We start from the raw sequence: 19,266 nt of genomic DNA, 5'->3' as shown, positions 1-19,266 counted from the left end.
CCGCGTGCGGATCGTTCGTTACTTCTTCGGCGCCATCGGCTCCGCGGGCTTCATGGGCTCTGCCTTCTTCTCGTCTTTCTTCTCTTCCTTCTTGTCGGCCTTCTTCTTCGCTGCCTTCTTCTTGGCCGGCTTCTTCTTCTTCTCTTCCTTCTTCTCGCCTTCCTTCTTCTCAGCCGCAGGAGCAGCCTTCGCCGGCTCGGCCGGGGCCGCAGCCTTGGGCTCCGCCGCCATCACGGTGCCGAAGCACGTAACGGCGAACACCAACGCCACCATCAACGCCAGGAACTTCTTCATCTTTACCCACCTCCAAAGGATATAATCGAATCGCAATGTATCTGACTCAAGGATTATGCCAAGATTGGGCTAAAGCAAAACTGCATGAAACGTAAGGATATTTTATTTCAGGAAGGATTGATGTCGCTCCGTTGGTTACCCGAATCGGGAGTCGTTTCCCCAAATGGGGAAGGTCGAAGCCGGGCGGGTGTGCAGCCTCAATGTTCCGGCGGTGATAAGAAACAGTTCGCGCCCGAATTTGAATTTTCTTCGGCAGGAATTCCGCTCCTTTTCCGCTTGCCAAGTTGCGGAGGGAAGTATATGATTCCATACTTTCGGTTGCGGAAATCTCCCTACAGGGGAAGGGTGTGGCCAGACTCAAGCTTTTCTCGGGTAACGCCAACGTGGAGCTGGCGAAAGAGATCTGCGCGTTTCTCTGCATTCCGCTTGCGGCCGCGGAAGTGCGGCGGTTCAGCGACGGCGAGATCAACGTGGAGATCCGGGAGAACGTGCGCGGCGTGGACGTGTTCATCGTCCAGCCGACCTGTCCTCCCGTGAACGACAACCTTATGGAGCTGCTGATCCTGATGGACGCGCTCAAGCGCGCATCCGCCAAGCGGGTGACGGCGGTCATTCCGTATTACGGGTATGCCCGTCAGGACAGGAAGGTGCTTCCCCGCGCACCGATCACCGCCAAGCTGATCGCGGATCTCCTGACCGCTGCGGGAGTCTCGCGCGTTTTGACGGTTGACCTCCACGCCGGCCAGATCCAGGGCTTTTTCAACATTCCGGTGGACCACTTGTACTCCGCGCCGGTGATGCTCGATTACATAAAGGCAAACTACGGGAACGACATCGTCATCGTGTCCCCCGACGCGGGAGGAGTGGAGCGTGCGCGCGCGTTCGCCAAGCGCCTTCATTCGCCCATGGCGATCATCGACAAGCGGCGCATAATGCCGAACGTCGCCGAAGTGATGAACATCATCGGAGATGTGGAAGGCAAAACGGCGATCCTTCTCGACGATATGGTCGATACGGCGGGAACGCTCGTGATGTCGGCCAACGCCCTTAAAAAGGAAGGCGCAAAACGGGTGTTCGCGCTGGCCACTCACCCCGTCCTCTCCGGGCCTGCGATCGAGCGGCTCGAAAAATCCGATATCGAAGAGCTGGTGGTCACTGACACCATTCCTCTCGGAGCGAAATCATCGTGCAGGAAGCTCAGGGTGCTGTCGGTGGCCGGATTGTTGGGAGAAGCCATAAAGCGTATCCATTTCCACGATTCCGTCAGTTCATTGTTCGTATAGGGATATAAGGAGCGAAGACATGGCCATGATGGAACTGGCGGCGGCCCGCCGCCAAGGCACCGGCAAGGAGATCAACCGGAAGCGGCTCGTGCAGGGAAAGGTTCCGGGTATCATATACGGGAAGGGGCTCGAGACGCGGGCGCTGGAATTCGAGCGGCGCTCCCTGGAGAAATTCCTTACCACCGCCCGGCGGGGGACGGTGGTCGTCAAGATGAACGTGGAGGGAGATTCCGGTGCGAGCGAGTCGTTCGCGGTCCTCAAGGAAGTGCAGACGGACCCGCGGACGGACCGTGTCATCCACGTGGACTTCTACGAGGTGGCGCTCGGCCGGAAGTTCCGGATCGAAGTGCCGATCAAGCTGCGGGGCAAGGCGGCCGGGATCGAGCTTGGCGGCGTTATGGAGCAGGTCGTCCGGTCGCTTGAAGTGGAGTGCACGCCGGACAACGTTCCCGAGTTCATCGAGTTGAACGTGTCGCACCTCGGGATCGGCCAGTCCATGCAGCTTGGGCACGTAACGTTCCCCGAAGGCGTCCAGCCGGTGGAAAAGGATATGAAGATGACCATCGCCTCGGTCCACACGCCGAGGGTCGAGGAAGTTGTAACGCCTACGCCGGAGGAAGGCGCGGAGGCTGCGGAGGGCGCCAGTGTTGCGGAGCCCGCTGAAAAGGATAAGGAAAAGCCGTAGCAGGCCGGATCTCCTGGTCGTAGGCCTGGGGAATCCGGGCCGCAGGTACGCCGGGACGCTCCACAACGCAGGGTTTCTGGCGGTGGAGCGGCTGGCGCGCTCTCTTGGAGCGAGGCTTTCCCGAACCGGGAACCTCGAGTGCGGTACGGGCGAGGCGGAAGAAGTCGCCGTCCTCCTTGCGCGGCCGCTTACGTACATGAACCTGAGCGGCGTCGCGGTTGCGCCGGTCTACAGGAACTATGCCGAATCCCCCGAGGACCTGATCGTCATCCACGACGATCTGGATATTCCCCCGGGCCAGGTAAGGCTCAAGCGGGGCGGTGGGACGGGCGGGCACAACGGCCTGCGCTCCCTTCAGGCGGAATTGGGGACTTTGTCGTTTCTGCGGGTCCGGGTCGGGGTCGGAAGGCCGCCGGAAGGTGTGGACCCGGCGGACTACGTTCTTTCGCCGCCGGCTACTGAGGTCCGCGAAATTTTTCTCGGCGGAGTCGCCGCCGCCGGGGAGGCCGTCCGGGATATCATGAGAGACGGTTTCGACAAGGCGATGACGCGCTGGAACGCAAAACGCACCTGTCCCTCCCCGAAAACGGCGGAGGGCGAAATACTCCTTGCTCCCGGCGGAAAGTCCGGGGGCTCGATCAGCCGAAAGGAGGCTAAGAATCCCAATGCCGAAGAAGTATGAAACCGTCATTCTGTTCGACCCCGAACTCCCCGAAGAGCGCCGCAAGGAGTTCCTCGCCAAACTGGCGGGGGTGGTCGCTTCATACCAGGGGGAGGTCCTGAAGCAGGACGATTGGGGAAACCGCAAGATGGCCTACCAGATCCGCAAGAAGGTCAACGCGTTCTACACGTTCCTCACCTACTCCGGAAACCGCGGCGTAGTGGAGGAAGTGGAGCGCAACATAAAGATCTTCGACGGGATCCTGCGCCATATGACGTCCCGCGTGGAAATGGAAATCAAGGGGAAGGCGGCGGCCGCCGAGCCCCCGTCCGCACCGGAAGAACAGGCGCCGGCGGAAGGCGCGCCTCCGGCCGCACCGGCCCAGTAGGAGACCCCTATGGTCACTTTCAACCGGGTCATCCTGGCCGGAAATCTCGTCCGGGATCCGGAGATTCGTTATCTGCCCTCCGGCCTCTCGGTAACCAGCTTCGGGATCGCGGTGAATTCCCGCTTCCGCCAGAACAACGAGGTCAAGGAAGACGTGTCCTTCTTCGACATCGTGGTGTTCGGCAAGCAGGGGGAAAACTGCGCGGAATACCTTTCCAAGGGACGGCCCGTCCTGGTGGAGGGGCGGCTCCGGCAGCGGCGGTGGGAGACTGAAGGGGTCAAGCGCAGCAAGATCGAGGTGGTGGCGCAAAACGTCCAGTTCCTCGGCGCGCCGGGCGGCGGGCAGGGGAAGGGCGCCCAGGAAGGCGCGTCCGCGCCGGCCGCCGAAGGCATCGACGACGACACTCCGTTCTGAGCGACGGTACGAAACGATACCATTCAAATGATGGATAACCAGGAGGAACAGGAACGATGAGCGCGATGATGAGACCCCGGCATAACGGTCCCCGCGAAGGAGGCGGGCCGGGAGGGCCGAAGAAGCGTTACGTCAGGAAAAAGTTCTGCCGGTTCTGCGCGGAAAAGGAACTTCAGCTCGACTACAAGAACGTCTACATGATCAAGCAGTTCATTTCCGAGCGCGGGAAGATCGTCCCACGGCGCATCTCGGGGGTCTGCGCCAGCCACCAGCGGAAGCTGACCGTAGAAATCAAGAAGGCTCGCATCGTGGCCCTGATCCCGTTCACCGCCACGCAGGTCCGGTAGGAGGGGGGCATGAAGGTCATTCTGCGCGAAGATATCGAGAAGCTGGGGAAGGCGGGCGACATCGTCAAGGTGGCCGACGGGTACGGGCGCAATTTCCTGATCCCGCGGCGGCTGGCCGTGACTGCGAACCTCCGGAACCTGAAGACACTCGAGCACGACAAGCGGGTGATCGAGGCCAGGGTGAAGAAGTCCCTCAAGGCGGCCGAATCGCTGGCGTCGAAACTCGCGGCCGTCTCCGTCACTATCCCCGCCAAGGCGGGCGAGGAGGGAAAGCTTTTCGGCGCGATCACGTCACGGGACATTGCCGAGGCGCTCGAAAAGGCAGGCGTCCCGGTCGACCGGAAGCTTGTCCAGCTGCCCGATCCCATAAAGCATCTTGGAGATTACAAGGTGAAAGTGAAGGCGGGGGGAGACCACCTTCCCGAAATCTCCGTGAGCGTGGTGGCGGAATCGTAGCGATTCAAGGGCGCGGGAGGTGTCAATGAACGGTTCGCGGCCGACGCCGTCTCCCGGCACCGACACCTCCCTGCTCCGTGTTCCCCCGCACAACCTTGCCGCCGAACAGGCGGTGCTCGCATCCATTCTTCTCAACAACGACCTCATGAACTCCGCGCTGGAGATCCTGCGCGCGGATGACTTCTACCAGGGGTCGCATCGAACCCTTTTCTCCGCGATGGTCGACCTGTACGACAGGGGACGTGCGATCGATCAGCTCACCCTTTCCACCGCCCTCAAGGACCGGGGGGTGGAGGAGGAAGTCGGCGGGCTCGCGTACCTCTCCGATCTCATCCAGAACGTTCCCACTTCCGCCAACATAGGCGAATACGCACGGCTGGTGAAGAACACCGCGATCCTTCGAAAAGCGATCGCAGTGGCGCAGCAGATCAGCACCTCGGCGTTCCAGGGGGTCTCCGAGGTCGACGAGTTCCTCGACCAGACGGAGCAGGCGATCTTCGCGATCGCCGAGGAGAAGATCAAGCCCTCCTACTATTCGATGGCGGAGATGGCCAAGGAGTCGATGAAGGAGATCGAGAAGCTCTACGAGAAGAAGGAGCTGATCACAGGGGTTCCTTCGGGCTTCCGGGATCTCGACCAGCTCACTTCCGGCTTCCAGCGGTCGGACATGGTCATCGTCGCGGCGCGCCCCAGCATGGGGAAGACCGCCTTCTGCCTCGATGTCGCCCGGAACGCGGCGATAAGGTACAAGCTGCCCGTGGCGATCTTCTCGCTGGAAATGAGCCGCCACCAGCTCGCGCTCCGGATGATCTGCTCCGACGCGCGCGTCAACTCCCGCAAGATGCGGAGCGGGTACCTGGCGCAGGAGGAGATGAACCGGATCGTCGCTTCGGTCGGCAGGCTCTCCGAAGCACCGATCTTCATCGACGACTCCGATTCCCTCACCGCCCTCGAGCTGCGGGCGAGGGCGCGCAGGCTAAAGAAAGAGAAGGACATCGGGCTGATGGTGGTCGACTACCTCCAGTTGATGCGGGGGGCGACCTTCCGAGGTTCCTCTGATAACCGCGTGCAGGAGGTATCGGAGATCTCCCGCTCACTGAAGGCGCTTGCGAAGGAGCTGAACATCCCTCTCCTTGCCATCTCGCAGCTCAGCCGCAGCGTGGAAAATCGCACGGATAAGCGCCCGCTGATGTCTGATTTGAGGGAGTGCGTGACGGGTGATACTCTCGTCATGACGACGGATGGCTGCAGGGTGCCCATTCGGGAACTGGTGGGAAAACAGGCCGAAGTTTGGGCGATGTCCTCCGAGGGGCGCATCGTCCCCGCATGGAGCGACAAGATCTGGTCCGTGGGAGAGAAGCCGGTAATGCGGATCACCCTGGCGAGCGGTCGCACCATCCGTGCCACGGAGGAACATCTGCTTTACGGAGCCTGCGGATGGGTGCGCGTAAAGGATATGAAACCGGGCGAGCGGCTTGCGATTGCCCGCAGGGTCCCCGAACCCTCCCGCATCGTCCGGTGGCCGGAAGACAGGATTGCCTTGCTGGGACAACTCGTCGGTGATGGCAGCTATCTGAGCAATCAACCGATGCGGTATACGACCGCTTCCGAAGAAAACAGCCTTGCCGTTACCCAGGCGGCTGAAAACGAGTTTGGAGCGAAGGTGACCCGTTATCGGGGGCGGGGAAAATGGCACCAGTTGATGATCAGCGGGAACGGCAACCGCTGGCATCCGGCCGGTGTCAATCTTTGGTTGCGCGAACTGGGGATCTTCGGACAGCGGTCGCACGAAAAGAGACTACCTGCCGAGGTCTTCCGATTCGACAACGAACAGATTGCGTTGTTGCTGAGGCATCTCTGGGCGACGGACGGAAGCATATGTTGTCGCAAGGAGGGATCCAGGGGGTCGGCGGGAGTGTATTTCTGTTCGTCAAGCGAAGGTCTGGCGAAAGACGTGGCCGCACTTCTGTTGCGGCTTGGAATCGTTTCCAGGATACGCACGGTGCATAAAGCAAATTACCGCCCGGTTTTCAATGTGTATGTCTCCGGCGCCGAACAACAGAAACATTTTTTGGAGACGGTAGGAGCATTCGGTCCGCGAATCATTCCAGCCGATAAACTTTGGAACGAATTGGCGTTCGTCGAGTCGAATACCAATGTGGATACCTTGCCCGAGGAAGTGTTCCAGCATGTGAAGAAAGCAATGAATGCCATGGGAATATCCCAACGTGCAATGGCAGAATTGCGCGGCACTTCCTATGGAGGTAACGCGCATTTTGCTTTCGCGCCTTCTCGAGATACGCTTGCGCAATACGCCGGTCTCCTCGATGATGCTGCTCTTCTTAAGTGGGTGAACAGCGATTTGTTCTGGGATCGGGTGGTTGACCTGAAACAGGATGGAGCCGAGGAAGCGTTCGATTTAACGGTTCCGGGACCATCCTCATGGCTTGCGGACGGAATAATTTCTCATAATTCCGGGGCTTTAGAACAGGATTCGGACTTGATACTATTTATCTATCGGGAAGAAATGTACGAAAAGGAAAACACCCCTGAAGACAAGAAAGGGATCGCCGAAGTGATCGTCGGGAAGCACCGCAACGGCCCGACCGGCGACGTCAAACTCGCTTTCCTTAACCCTTACACCCGCTTCGAAGACCTGGCGAAGGATTACGAATAACCCGCCGTTCGCCGTTTCCGATTAATCCGGCAATCACGGCCTGTCAATGAAGCCGGGAAAATTCACCCCGGTGCAAACTCGACAGTCATAATCGTAATATTGCCGGAATCAATGAGATTTCCCCCTGAAAACGATATTTTCGCAATGGATGGGTAATTATTTTCCTTCTGATGATGAAGATTTTCACTTTCTTTCCGATACGTCAATTCATGGATGGGTTTGAAAAAAGGCGTGAATAGCCGTAAACGAATGGGAATTTAGGTTCATTAATGCAAAAAAATAAGCCTTGGCTCAAAGGCCGTATCTGAAGGAGGAGTTCATGGGTCGGAAAAGAAAGGATTCGGGTTTTACGTTGATCGAGGTCGTCGTTGTCGTTGCGGTCATCGCGATCCTTGCCGCGATCCTCACGCCTTTCATCACGAAATACATAGAGGATTCGAGAACGGCGCGGGCAAGGAACGAAGAGCAGGTGCTCGCGGCGGCCGTGACGAACGCATATAAGGACCTCGGAAGGTGGCCGAACCGCGACACAGCCACGGCGAACTACAACGGCCTGTATACCGGCGCCACCACCCCGACCGCCGCATTCTTCGGCAGCGCAACCGGCTGGGCTGCGGCCGGAGCGGCCTGGAATCAGCTCGATACCCACCTGGTCCAGAACGGGCATACTTACACCGCCACAGGGGATAACCGGTGGAACGGTCCTTACACGGCCCAGCTCACCACCGATCCATGGGGGAGACCGTACGTCATTAACGCGCTTCAATTCGTCAGCGCGGCGATACCCCCGGTTCCCGTGTGGGTCCTCTCCGCGGGGCCGAACGGAGTCGTAGAGACGAACATCGCCGCGGCGACGACCACGCCGGGTGGGGACGACGTCGGCGTCCGCATCCGGTAGAAGGCGTCATCGGGAGGAGAGAAAAAGCCGAAGAGACACTCTTCGGCTTTTTTGTCGCCGGGGATTGCGAGAGCAGCCGGATGCCATGGATGTCCGGGAGCGGCGGTGCGGAGCAAGGAAGCGGAATAAGGATTAAGGAGAGAAGATGAAAAGGTCCGACGCAGGTGCGGCGACTGCGGCTCCCCGCAAGGGGAAGCTCCTGGGGGAGCGGCTTATCGAGGCCGGAGTCATAACCTCCGACCAGCTGCAGCTCGGGCTGCGGGAGCAGAAGCGCACCGGCGATCGGATCGGCGAGATACTGATCAATCTGGGTTTCGTCACCCAGGAGCTGATCTCCTCGGCGCTCGCCTCGGAGGCGGGCGTCACATTCGTCCAGCTCGACAACTACCTGGTGGAACCCGCCGCCACCAAGGCCGTGCCCGAGTCGCTCGCGAGGCGGCACAAGATCGTCCCGATACTGCTGGAGCCTCCCCGCTTGACGATAGCCATGGTGAACGTCTTCGACATTCTGGCCATCGACGAGGTCCACCGCGCGACCGGTTACATGATCGACGTCGTCTCGGCCGCGGAGTCGAGCATCATGGCCTCCATCGACCGGTACTACGGGGGAGGAGGTTCTCTCGAGGAGATCATCCAGAAGTCCGTCCGACAGGTGGAGTCCGGGCGGGTCTCTGACTCCGACCTCGCCGCCGGGGCGCCGATAGTCCGTCTTGTGGAACAGATCTTCCTTACCGCCGTGCAGGAAGGCGGGACAGACATCCACTTCGAGCCCGAGGAACGCATCTTCCGCGTCAGGTACCGGATCGACGGCAAACTTCGGCCCGGGCCCTCGCTCCCTAAGCCTCTCCAGCCGGCCATAACCGCCCGCGTCAAGATCATTTCGGGAATGAACATAGCGGAAACCCGCCTCCCCCAGGACGGCAAGATAAATTTCTACATCGGAAAGCGGAAGGTTGACCTGCGTGTCTCCACGCTTCCGACCTCCCACGGCGAAAACATGGTGTTGCGCGTCCTCGACCGCACGCGGCTGGTCCTGGGCCTCGAAGCGCTCGGGTTCGACGAACTGACGCTCGCAAGGTTCAAGCGCTCCATAGAAAGCAGGCACGGGATCATCCTCGTATGCGGACCCACCGGCTCCGGGAAGACGACGACCCTTTATTCCGCACTCTCCCACATAAACGCGCTCGACCGAAGCATAATCACGCTCGAGGACCCGGTTGAGTACGAGCTGCCGATCATCCGCCAGTGCCAGATCAACGTGAAGGCCGGGCTGACCTTCTCCGCGGGACTGCGGTCGATCCTGCGGCACGACCCCGACGTCATCCTCGTGGGAGAGATGCGGGACGCCGAGACGGCGGAACTCGCGATACGATCGTCCCTTACCGGCCATCTCGTCTTTTCCACGCTTCACACCAACGACGCCGCGGGCGCGATCCCCCGGCTCATCAACATGGGCCAGGAGCCGTTCCTCGTCGCTTCCTCGATCCGTGCGATCGTCGGGCAGACGCTCATGCGGACCAACTGCTCCAAGTGCAGGACGAACTACATCCCGTCGGCGGATACGCTCGATCTCGCGGGCATTCCGCGGGAGTCGGTCAATGGGGGGCTTGTCAAGGGCGCAGGGTGCGGTCAGTGCGGCGGGACGGGATTCCGCGGGCGGGTAGGCGTCTACGAGATCATGGAAGTCACGCCTGCGATCACCCGGCTCGTGATGGAGCGCGGGAACAGCCAGGACCTCCTCGCCGCCGCGAAGGCCGAGGGAATGAAGACGATGAGGGAGGACGCGGTCGCCAAGGCGTTGCGGGGCATGACCACGCTGGATGAGGCGGTTCGGGTCACGTAATGGCGCACTACGAATACAACGCAGTCGATGACTACGGAAAGAGCGTCAGGGGGACGCTCTCGGCTGCGGACGAGAACGGGCTGCGCGACGCCCTATCGATAATGGGACTCCACCTGTTGAGCGCCAGGGAGAGGAAGAATGCGGGCGGCCTGTCCCTGTTCCGGAAGAAAACGAGTCGGGCCGACCTCATCCCTTTCACCTTTCACATGAAGACGCTTGTCGCCGCCGGTGTTTCCGTCGTGGCCGCATTGGGAGACCTGGCCGACCAGACCGAACATGCCGGTTTCCGCGAAGTGATACAGGATGTAAGGAGGAACCTGCAGTCGGGGGCGTCGCTTTCCGAATCCTTCGCGTTGCACCCGGAGACGTTCCCCGAGATTTACGTGAACATCGTGCGGTCCGGGGAGACGACCGGGAATCTCGAAGCGGTCCTCGGGGACCTCGTGCGCTTCCTTACATGGCAGGAGGAGCTCTCGAAGACGATCAAGCAGGCGACATATTATCCCGCGACCGTCGTGACCGCGGTGGGGGGCCTCATATTCATCCTGTTCGCTTTCGTATTCCCGCGTTTCATGCAGGTCTTCAAGGCTGCGGCCGTCGAGTTACCGCTGCCGACGAGAATCGTGATCGCGGTAAGCGAGTTCTTCCGCGACAGGGGCCTCATGCTTTTGGCCGCCGCGGCCCTTGCCGCAGTCCTTCTCAAGCTCTACCAGCGCACGGAGAGCGGACGATTGCGGGTGGACGGCTGGAAGCTGAAAATCCCCGTTATCGGGAACCTTATACGTTCCATCGAAGTCAGCCAGTTCAGCCACTACCTCGCTTCGCTCTTCCGTTCCGGCGTGGAGATGACCCAGTCCCTGTGGATCGTGGAAAGGCTGATCGGCAACCGCGTCATCGCGAGAGTCGTACGCAACGCGCGGGAGGATTTGATCGCAGGCGGGGCGCTTTCGGTCTCGCTGCGTAAATCGGGGGAATTCCCGCCCATGGTACTGCGGATGGTCTCAGCGGGCGAGACCAGCGGAAACCTGGACGTGACCCTCGAGAACGTATCGCAATATTACGACGAGGAGATTCCAAGGGCCGTGAAAAAGACCTTCGCGATCCTCGAGCCGGTAATCGTGCTTGTTCTTTCCACGATCGTCCTTGGAGCCGCCCTTTCCTTCTTCATGGCCCTTTACAAGATGGTAGGCGCGATGGGGGGGAAGTGATGCGGCGGAGCGGCTTCTCCCTCATCGAGGTGATCATAGTGATCGCGATCATCTCCATCCTGGCCTCCATGGCGGTGCCCTACGCCGCGAAGATAATCGACAAGTCCAGGGAGGAAACGACGCGCAAGGAGATGGAGGAGATCTCGAGCGTGATCCTCGGGGATACGAAGATCCAGACCGGAGGGTTCGTGGGCGACGTCGGCCGGCTGCCGGCGGGAATCGACCAGCTGAACGTCAGGACAGCTCCGCCTCTCCCCGCTCCGCCCCAGGGGGGGGGCGGCGGAGGATTTCTCGGCGTGAAGATCGGATGGTACGGGCCTTATGTGAACACCGGGTTCGACCCCCAGGGATACCTGAACGACGCATGGGGCACCGCCTACGCTTACGGCAACCCCGGCGCGGGACAAATCCGCAGCGCGGGGCCGGATCGGGCGATGGGGAATGCGGACGACATCATATATCCCTCCGGTTCCGTCAACATCTACGGACGCCTGCTGGTCAATCTCTACGTTTGGGACAACACCGCCGGCCAGTACCTGCCGAACCCGCAGCCCGGCGCTTTTCCGCAGATGACGGCGTCCATCGCGTTCTACTATTCGAACAACGGCAACCAGGCGACCGCGTCCATCGTGCTGCCCCCTGCGGCGGGTCCCCCGTATTCGTTCAACGGTTACCACGCGGGTTTGCACGCAGTGGCGGGCACGTGCAGGCTTTCCCTGGCGGGTCCGGTCACTTCGGGCCAGGCGGTGGTCTACGTGCCGTCCAACAACCAGCAGGCCCAACTGAATCTTTACCTGAGATGAAGAATGAGCGCGGCTCCTAAAGGGAAGATGCTGGCCCTGGAGATCACCCCCAGGCTGATCCGGGCGGTGGAGTTCGTTCCGAACACGTTTCCCGTCCAGGTCACCAGGACGGCTTCGATGGAGAGGCCCGCGGGGGAGCCTTCCGCAGTGGGGCGGGCCATGCGGGAATTCCTTTCCGGGAACGGATTCGCCGCGAAGCGGGCTCTCGTCGGCTATTCGGGGCCTGTGATCGAGCACAGGATTTACACGATCCCGCCCGTGGCGGGCGAGGCGCGGATAGAGCTGTTGCGGGGAAAGGTGGCCCAGGAGACCACCACGCCGATCGCCGAGATGAAGGTTACGGGAGAGGCGATCGGCAAATTGTCGGAAGGAGGCATCGAGCGCCAGGAAGTGCTCGCCGTCTACACCCCGGAGTTCGAGATAAAGCGGCTTACCTTCCTGCTGCTGGAGGCCGGGATCTCTCCTGCACGAATCGCCTCGATACCTCTGGCCCTTGCGTCCCTGCATCCGGAGGAAAAGAAAGACCTCCTCGCAGGGTTCCTCCATTCGGAAGCGGGCCGCTGCGTGATCGGCATTTCGGACGGCGGGAAGCTCCGGTTCTCCAGGGAATTCGCGCTTGAAGCCCCTCTCCGGCCGGTAGCGGCCCCGGAGCCGCCGGACTATAAAAACATCGATCTGGGCCAGGACCGGCAGGAGCCGGCGCCTCCGGCCGCGCAGAGCGACGCCGAAGCCATGGCCGAGCGGCTGGTGACGGAGTTGACCCGGTCGCTTCTGTACTTCAGGCAGATCTCTCGAGGGGGATCGATCAGCAATCTTTACTGGAGCGGACGTGCGCCTTCCGATGAGGCGGCGAGCCTCATAAGGGCCCGGCTCAAGCTCGAGATTTCCCCCCATCCCGCGATCGCGGCGTCCTGCGGAGTGGTGAGGGACGAAAACGCGGCCGAGTTCGGCGTTCCCATAGGACTTGCGGTTGCGGGACAGGTGCCCGGGCAGGCCAACCTGCTTCCGGAAGGATTGATGCGGCGAAAGGAGCGGCGCGGGAGCCTCATTGCATTCGCGGCCGTCCTCGCGGTGTTCGTGGCGGCCAACGCGGGGCTTTTTGCGGGGCTGCAGAAAGCGCGGAACGAGTACCGTCTCGCGCTCTCGGGGAGCGCCTCAGGGGTGCGGACAGGCGACGGAATGAAGGAGGAGTTCGGCGCATGGCTCTCCCTAAGGAAGGCCGCCGAGGACGCGACCGCGGGAGAGCGGGCGCTTTCCGCTCCCTTCAACGGCTGGAAGGCGTTGTTCGCCTCGCTCGGCGCGTCGGTACCCGCGGAGGTGGCGTTCGCGAGCCTCACCATCGAGCGTTCGGGGGACGCATTCCGCGGAGAATTGCGAGGCAAGGCACGGGGGAAAGACCCGTCGGATGCCCAGGAGAAGGTTAACGCGTTCCTCGTTGCGGTCGGAAAAACGCGGACGATCGCCGAAGCGCGTTACGCTCCACAAGAAATGCGGCCCTTAAGGGCGGAAGAGGGAAGAGGGTACGAACAGGAATTCCTCGTGAGTTTTTCACTGCCGCGCGAAGGGACAGGCGGGGGCAGATGAGAAAGCTCCTCGGGAAAAGCCCGCTGGTTCCGGTTGCCGGCGTATTGGTCCTCCTCACGGCGGTTTCGTACCTTCTCGTGTTTTCGCCGAAGATTCGGGAGATCCGAAGCCTGCGGGCGGAGGTCGCCGCGAAGGAAGCCGAGAGGGGAAACGCCCTGCGCGCCTGGGGGGATATGGCGCAGACCGCCGGCAAGGAAGGGCACGGATGGGAGGACTCCGTTCGGGAGTGGAAGGAGAAGGTGCCCGAATCGCATGAAATGGACCGGCTGATGGCGGAGATCGCCCGGCGGGCGGTTCTGCACAATCTCGGGGGGCTGCGGATCTCCGTGCCGACGGACGACAAGACTGCCGGTAGCGGCGCTGCGGAGGGGCCGGGGGCGGCTCATCCCGCTGAACAGGGCAAAGCCAACGGCTTCGGGGAGCTTCGCCTTCGCCTCGTTTTCCATTCCGGATACAAGGATATGGCTGAATTTATGGACGGCATCCCGAAAATGAAGCGGCTCCTGTCGGTCCGCAGCGTCGCGGTCAAGGAGAAAGAGGGGGAGATGGAGGCGACTGTGGATCTATCGGCGTACTACGGCATGCCGCAATGAAATCGGTGCGCGAGCTGATGGGGGACAAGAGAGTGGCGGCGGGCCTTGCGGCGTTGGCCGTTATCGCCGTCGCCGCAAGGTTTTTTTACCCCGCCGTCTCCGCAAGAACGTCTCCGGCGCAACCCTCCCCCGCGCAGGCGGCGGGGCAGAGCGCTGCGGAAGCCGCCGGTTCGGAATCGCGCGGGATTTCACCCGATCGCGGGACTGCCGGGAAGGCGCTGGCTTCCTCCCCGGCAGCGGGGGCGATCGCCTGGTCGTGGGACAGAAATCCGTTTGTACCGCAGTGGAAGGGACGGCATGCTTCCGCGGATGTGCGCGCGACCGAAACCGCCGCAGGCATGGGTGGAACGGCGAGAGACCGGGACATGCCGTCGGTCCTGCGCGGGACGGTCGTCTCGGGACAATCGGGGTTCGCGCTGTTCGGCAGCCGGATCGTTCCGGTCGGCGAACGTATCGGGATCTGGACGGTGGAGCGGGTGGAGCGCTATTCGGTGACGTTGCGCAGTGGCGGAGAGACCCGCGTGGTGGAGCTTTTCAAACCCATGCCTCGTGGCGGCAAGGGCGGAGGAGGGAACCTGTGAAAGGGAAATTCAGGGGGCGCAGACCCGTGCTGCGCGGGATGCTGTTTGCGGCATGCGCCGTCCTTGTCGTAACGCAGTGCGGATGCTACGGACGGCAAGCCTTACGGAAGGAACAGCCGGCAGGCGCCGTCGTCTCCCGGGGGGCTGCGCCGCCGGCGAAGCGGGCAGGTCAGGTCGAAGGCGCCCCTTCCGCGACCGCGCCGCTCCCGGATGCTCCGGTCGCAGGCATGGAAGGGGCGAAGCGGTCGCCCGACGAATTCCGGAAAGCCCCGCGCCGATACACGCTGGTGATGGCAGGCGCCGACGCGCGCGAGCTTTTTCTCTCCCTTGCAAAGGAGAACGACCTCAACCTCGTTCTTTCATCCGATGTATCGGGCTCCGTGACGATGGACATAAAGGGCGCGACTGCGACCGAGATCATGGACGAGGCTTGCGGACTCGTGGGCTGCCGGGTGGAGCGGGACGGAAAGACCGTGCGCGTGCTTCCTTTGAAGCGGATGACGCGGATATTCCGAGTCGACTATCTGCTGACTTCCCGCGCCGGGTCCGGCTCGCTCACCGCCTCGACTTCGACCGGCGGAGGCTCCGCGACGACCGGCGGAAGCACGTCCACGGCCGGCGGATCGTCATCCGGCGGTGAGAGCGAGAGCCGCAACATCGTAACCACCGAAGAGAAATTCGATTTTTGGAGCGGCATGCTGGACGAGGTGAATTCCCTCCTTTCCGGCGGAGACGCCAAAGCCGCCATCAACAAGGCAGCGGGCACTCTCGCCGTGACCGACTACCGGGAGAACCTGGACAAGGTGGACCGGTACCTGCGGACGCTCGAGGCGCGCTCCCGGAGCGGCGTGACCATCGAGACGAAGATACTCGAGATCACGCTCGACGACCGCACGCAATACGGGATCAACTGGACGGCGCTTCCCGACCTGACCTCGGTTTCCCTGACCGGCGCGCTTTCCGGCGGGGCCACCGCCCGACAGTCCCTCTCCGCCGGCACCACGGCGTTCCAGGTGGGAGTCGCGGGAGGCAAGTTCGATGCGGTAATCGACGCGCTGGCCCAGTCGGGGCAGATCAACGTGCTGTCCGCGCCGAAGGTGTCGACTCTCAACAACCAGAAGGCGATCATCAGGATCGGCAGGCAGGACGTGTTCTTCCGGGCCGTGGTCACGCCGGCGACGACGACCTCCGCGGCTTTCGTGACCTTCACTCCCGATACGATCACCGAGGGGATAATTCTTTCCGTGACGCCGCAGATCGGGCGGGACGGCAGGATCATGCTGGCCATACACCCCTCCATCACCGAAAAGGTCGGAAACGCGACCGCGCCCGACGGAAATACCGCTCCCATCGTGGACGTACGCGAGACCAACACGATGGTGACCGTGGCGGAGGGGCAGACGGTCTTCATCGGCGGCCTGATGCAGGAACGAACCCAGGAGGTCGTGAGAAGCGTTCCGCTGCTCGGAGACATACCGTTCCTGGGAGCCCTTTTCCGCAACACGGATCAGACGAAGAAGAAGACCGAGCTCGTGATCCTTATCACCCCGCGGCTTCTGCAGGACTCCAACGCTGCGGAGATCGCCGCCCTGGAGCAGGAGAGGCTCCTGCGCGCGGACCGTGGATACCACGTGGGCGGGAAACCATGGGTATACGGGACCAAAGGGGAATCCAAGGGGCTCGAGCCCTGGGAGTGACGCCATGTACGAGGCCTGGTTCCAACTGAAGGAAAAGCCGTTCTCCCTCACGCCGGACCCCGGTTTTCTGTTCCTGTCCGGGAGCCATCAGCAGGCCCTCGACCACCTTCAGTTCGGTCTTGGGGGCGGCGAAGGGTTCATCGTCATCACCGGGGACATCGGGGTCGGGAAGACCACCGTCTGCAGGGCGATGCTTTCGCGGCTGCCGGAACGACACTCGACGTCCCTTATAGTGAATCCGCTGCTGACGGAAAAGGAACTAGTAAGAGCGATCCTGACCGACTTCGGCGGAGAGGATCCCCGCGGGACGAAGAAGGACTGCCTCGACGAGCTGAACAGGTTCCTGCTTGCGGAGGCGGAAAAGGGGAGGCTCCCTGTCCTGATCGTCGACGAGGCGCAGAACCTGCCATCGGCCCTGCTCGAGCAAATCCGGCTGTTGTCCAACCTGGAGACCGACAAACGAAAGTTGCTCCAGATCGTTCTCATAGGGCAGAACGAGCTGAAGGAAAAGCTGTCGCTGCCCGAGCTGCGGCAGCTCACCCAGAGGGTCACCGTACGGGCGGAAATCCTGCCGTTGACCGATAAGGAGACCGCCCGGTATATCGGGCATCGGCTCGCGGTGGCCGGCAGCGGAGGGCGGCCGTTGATGGCGCCCGGGGCGGAAAGGGCGGTGTACCGGGGCACGCGGGGGGTGCCGCGTCTGATAAACAAGCTGTGCGACCGGGCGTTTCTCGCCGCATTCCTGAGGGGCTCGGCGGTCGTCGAGCGAAAAGACGTGCGGCGCGCGGCCGAGTCCCTCGCCGAACGGGCCGGCATATTCCGCCGCGCGAAACGTTGGTTGCCCTGGGCGGCCACCACCACGGCCACGGCGATCCTGGCGGTGCTTGCGGCGCACGGGAGGGCCTTTTGAGTCTTCTCCAGGATGCGTTGCGCAAAGCGCAGTTCGCGACGTCGTCGTCGGCTTCGCCTGGCATAATCCATAACGCGGGGCATGCGCCCGCCGAACGGAAAAAGCTCGCGATGCGCGCGGGAGCTGCACTTGCCGTCGTGTGCCTCCTCGCGGCAGGGGCTTATTTCTTTCGCCGCTTCACGCAGGAAGCTCCCCGCATTGCCCTGCAGCAACCGGCCGGGGGCGCGGTCGTTAACGCAGGCCCCACCCAGGCCCCGACGGTTGAAGCCCCTGTTCCCCGAGATACGCCGAATCCGGAGACCACGCAGGAACGAACTCCGGCAGCGGCCGGCTCCCGGCGATCGGCGCCGCCTTCCGTTCCGTCGCGCGCAGGTTCCCGTAACGCGCATCCGCTGCCTCCTCTTCCTCCCCCTGCGGCGCCGCGGCCACAGCATGATGACAGGACGCTTGCGATGGCGTGCTACAACGAAGGGATCGAGGCCGGGGAGCGCAACGACTGGGAAGCCGCGGCACGCCGGTTCCGCGAGCTTGTCGGGCAGGATCCGTCGCTTATCGAGGGGTGGAACGGCCTTGGCATTGCACTTCTGCGCCAGGGAAAAACGGAAGAGGCAGGCAACGCGATCGAAACGGCGCTTTCCATGGATCCGGAATATCCATCAGCACTGATGAATGAAGGCATACTTCGCTTGAGCGAGGGACGCAACCCTGAGGCAGCGGAGCTTTTTTCCCGCTCGGCGTTTCTCGATCCCGGACGCCCGGCCCACCGCGTCAATCTTGCCATCGCCCAATCGAGGCAAGGCCTTCTTGCGGAAGCCGAAGAGACGCTTATTGCCGCCAGACGCAGGTTTCCCTCCGACGCCGATGTTCTTTATCACCTCGGGACTGTCTACGAACGAATGGGAAAACGCGCCAGGGCAGCCGAGGGCTACTCCGCATTCCTCGCGGTCTCGAACGGGAAAAGGTCTGCGCTGGAAAGATCCGTCCGGGAGCGGTTGCGCGAATGGGGGGTGGAATAACTTCCGGCGCGGCCGAGGCTACAGCCCCGTCTTTCCCTCACCGTATAGCCTGAGAACGTCCCTGATCTTGAGTAATGCGTCCTGGGCGGCCTTCTCGCCCTCCAGGATCGCATCGTGCCGCCTGTTGAAATCGCTCGCTCCGATGTGGCCGACCTTCGGCCGGATAACGACGTCCGCACGGCCGAGCTGATTTGCCGAGAGCCGCGCATACATGATCCCGATAGAGTGGAGAATCGTGTCCACGGTGCTCTCGGGGGCCGGCCCCCCCTCGTGGTCCGATGAGATGTCCACCGCGATGACGACGTCGGCCCCGAGCTTTCTCGCCGCGTCCACCGCCACCGGGCTTACGATGCCGCCGTCCACGTACGTTCGTTGGCCGATCCGGACGGGACGGAAAACGCCGGGGATCGAGCAGCTCGCGCGTACGGCCTTCCCCGTGTTCCCCGTTCCGAAGACGAACTCCTGCCCGCTCTGTATGTCCGTGGCGATGGCGTAGAAGGGGATCCTCATGCTCTCGAGCGGAGTGTTCCGGACGGCCCGATTGACGTACTCCTCAAGCTTCTCTCCCTTTATGAACCCGTTGTCGGGGACGGTGAGGTCGGCGATGTCGCCTTTCTCGATTGCGAACGCGAGCCGCTGAAGTTGGTACGTGTTATATCCGTACGCATAGAAGCATCCGACGAAGCTTCCCGCGCTGGTGCCGACGATCATGTGGACGGGTATCTTGTTGGCTTCAAGGACCTTCAGGACGCCGATGTGGGCGAACCCCTTCGAAGAGCCGGCGCCGAGGGCAAGGGCCACCTTGGGACCTTTGGGAGCGGGTTTGACTGCGGCCGGCGAGATCGCCTCCCTGTGCGCGCATGATGCGCATAAAAGAATCGTTGCGAAAAGAATAGCATGCGCCCCGCAGCGAAGCATCGGCGTTCTG

20 protein-coding genes are annotated in these 19,266 nt (G+C 62.1%); 18 read left to right on the top strand and 2 right to left on the bottom strand.

Going from position 1 to position 19,266, the window contains the following annotated elements:
* Nucleotides 1-18: 18 nt before the first annotated feature.
* Entirely contained in the window at nt 19-294 is a 276-nt protein-coding gene (locus HY896_07175) for a hypothetical protein (protein MBI5576133.1), read from the bottom strand.
* Between the two features lie 347 nt (nt 295-641).
* Between HY896_07175 and HY896_07170 the strand changes: the two genes are divergently transcribed.
* The 18 genes from HY896_07170 to HY896_07085 all read left to right on the top strand — a co-directional run bounded on the left by HY896_07170 (nt 642) and on the right by HY896_07085 (nt 18,338).
* Nucleotides 642-1,577 carry a ribose-phosphate pyrophosphokinase gene (locus HY896_07170; GenBank protein MBI5576132.1) on the top strand — a complete coding sequence of 312 codons (936 nt, stop codon included), beginning with the start codon at nt 642-644 and terminating at the stop codon, nt 1,575-1,577.
* A 19-nt stretch (nt 1,578-1,596) separates the two neighbouring features.
* Nucleotides 1,597-2,262, top strand: a complete 666-nt coding sequence (locus tag HY896_07165) for a 50S ribosomal protein L25 (GenBank protein MBI5576131.1) — start codon at nt 1,597-1,599, stop codon at nt 2,260-2,262.
* The gene (locus HY896_07160) at nt 2,246-2,944 is read left to right on the top strand and encodes an aminoacyl-tRNA hydrolase (GenBank protein MBI5576130.1); all 699 of its coding nucleotides are present in this window, start codon (nt 2,246-2,248) and stop codon (nt 2,942-2,944) included. The genes HY896_07165 and HY896_07160 overlap by 17 nt, the downstream gene beginning before the upstream one ends.
* The gene (gene rpsF, locus HY896_07155; GenBank protein ID MBI5576129.1) at nt 2,928-3,311 is read left to right on the top strand and encodes a 30S ribosomal protein S6; all 384 of its coding nucleotides are present in this window, start codon (nt 2,928-2,930) and stop codon (nt 3,309-3,311) included. Before HY896_07160 ends, rpsF begins: the two co-directional genes overlap by 17 nt.
* A 9-nt stretch (nt 3,312-3,320) precedes the next feature.
* Complete coding sequence (gene ssb / locus HY896_07150) at nt 3,321-3,725, top strand: single-stranded DNA-binding protein (protein MBI5576128.1); 405 nt, start codon at nt 3,321-3,323, stop codon at nt 3,723-3,725.
* A gap of 65 nt (nt 3,726-3,790) precedes the next feature.
* Entirely contained in the window at nt 3,791-4,072 is a 282-nt protein-coding gene (locus HY896_07145; protein ID MBI5576127.1) for a 30S ribosomal protein S18, read from the top strand.
* 9 nt (nt 4,073-4,081) lie between these two features.
* Nucleotides 4,082-4,528 (top strand): 50S ribosomal protein L9, encoded by a 447-nt coding sequence (locus tag HY896_07140; GenBank protein MBI5576126.1) that lies wholly within the window; start codon nt 4,082-4,084, stop codon nt 4,526-4,528.
* A 25-nt stretch (nt 4,529-4,553) separates the two neighbouring features.
* Nucleotides 4,554-7,205, top strand: coding sequence for a replicative DNA helicase (locus HY896_07135; protein ID MBI5576125.1), 2,652 nt, complete (start codon nt 4,554-4,556; stop codon nt 7,203-7,205).
* 319 nt (nt 7,206-7,524) lie between these two features.
* Nucleotides 7,525-8,103 (top strand): prepilin-type N-terminal cleavage/methylation domain-containing protein, encoded by a 579-nt coding sequence (locus HY896_07130; GenBank protein MBI5576124.1) that lies wholly within the window; start codon nt 7,525-7,527, stop codon nt 8,101-8,103.
* 145 nt (nt 8,104-8,248) lie between these two features.
* Nucleotides 8,249-9,946, top strand: a complete 1,698-nt coding sequence (gene tadA, locus HY896_07125) for a Flp pilus assembly complex ATPase component TadA (GenBank protein ID MBI5576123.1) — start codon at nt 8,249-8,251, stop codon at nt 9,944-9,946.
* Nucleotides 9,946-11,154 (top strand): type II secretion system F family protein, encoded by a 1,209-nt coding sequence (locus HY896_07120; protein ID MBI5576122.1) that lies wholly within the window; start codon nt 9,946-9,948, stop codon nt 11,152-11,154. Before tadA ends, HY896_07120 begins: the two co-directional genes overlap by 1 nt.
* Nucleotides 11,154-11,957 (top strand): prepilin-type N-terminal cleavage/methylation domain-containing protein, encoded by an 804-nt coding sequence (locus HY896_07115; GenBank protein MBI5576121.1) that lies wholly within the window; start codon nt 11,154-11,156, stop codon nt 11,955-11,957. Before HY896_07120 ends, HY896_07115 begins: the two co-directional genes overlap by 1 nt.
* Nucleotides 11,958-11,960: 3 nt before the next feature.
* Nucleotides 11,961-13,541: a hypothetical protein gene (locus HY896_07110; protein ID MBI5576120.1), complete on the top strand. Its 1,581-nt coding sequence runs from the start codon at nt 11,961-11,963 to the stop codon at nt 13,539-13,541.
* The gene (locus HY896_07105; protein MBI5576119.1) at nt 13,538-14,134 is read left to right on the top strand and encodes a hypothetical protein; all 597 of its coding nucleotides are present in this window, start codon (nt 13,538-13,540) and stop codon (nt 14,132-14,134) included. Before HY896_07110 ends, HY896_07105 begins: the two co-directional genes overlap by 4 nt.
* Nucleotides 14,131-14,715, top strand: a complete 585-nt coding sequence (locus HY896_07100; protein MBI5576118.1) for a hypothetical protein — start codon at nt 14,131-14,133, stop codon at nt 14,713-14,715. The genes HY896_07105 and HY896_07100 overlap by 4 nt, the downstream gene beginning before the upstream one ends.
* On the top strand, nt 14,712-16,412 hold the full coding sequence (locus HY896_07095) for a secretin N-terminal domain-containing protein (protein MBI5576117.1): 1,701 nt from the start codon (nt 14,712-14,714) through the stop codon (nt 16,410-16,412). The genes HY896_07100 and HY896_07095 overlap by 4 nt, the downstream gene beginning before the upstream one ends.
* A gap of 4 nt (nt 16,413-16,416) precedes the next feature.
* A complete protein-coding gene (locus HY896_07090; GenBank protein ID MBI5576116.1) occupies nt 16,417-17,322 on the top strand; it encodes an AAA family ATPase in 906 nt (301 codons plus the stop codon).
* 452 nt (nt 17,323-17,774) lie between these two features.
* Nucleotides 17,775-18,338, top strand: coding sequence for a tetratricopeptide repeat protein (locus HY896_07085; GenBank protein ID MBI5576115.1), 564 nt, complete (start codon nt 17,775-17,777; stop codon nt 18,336-18,338).
* Between the two features lie 18 nt (nt 18,339-18,356).
* Here HY896_07085 and HY896_07080 read toward each other — a convergent pair whose 3' ends face one another.
* On the bottom strand, nt 18,357-19,256 hold the full coding sequence (locus tag HY896_07080; protein MBI5576114.1) for a patatin-like phospholipase family protein: 900 nt from the start codon (nt 19,254-19,256) through the stop codon (nt 18,357-18,359).
* Nucleotides 19,257-19,266 lie beyond the last annotated feature (10 nt).

It is taken from the genome of Deltaproteobacteria bacterium (genome assembly GCA_016218975.1).
Classification (GTDB): domain Bacteria; phylum Desulfobacterota; class Deferrimicrobia; order Deferrimicrobiales; family Deferrimicrobiaceae; genus JAENIX01.
This window is presented reverse-complemented; position numbering and strand designations above follow the sequence as displayed.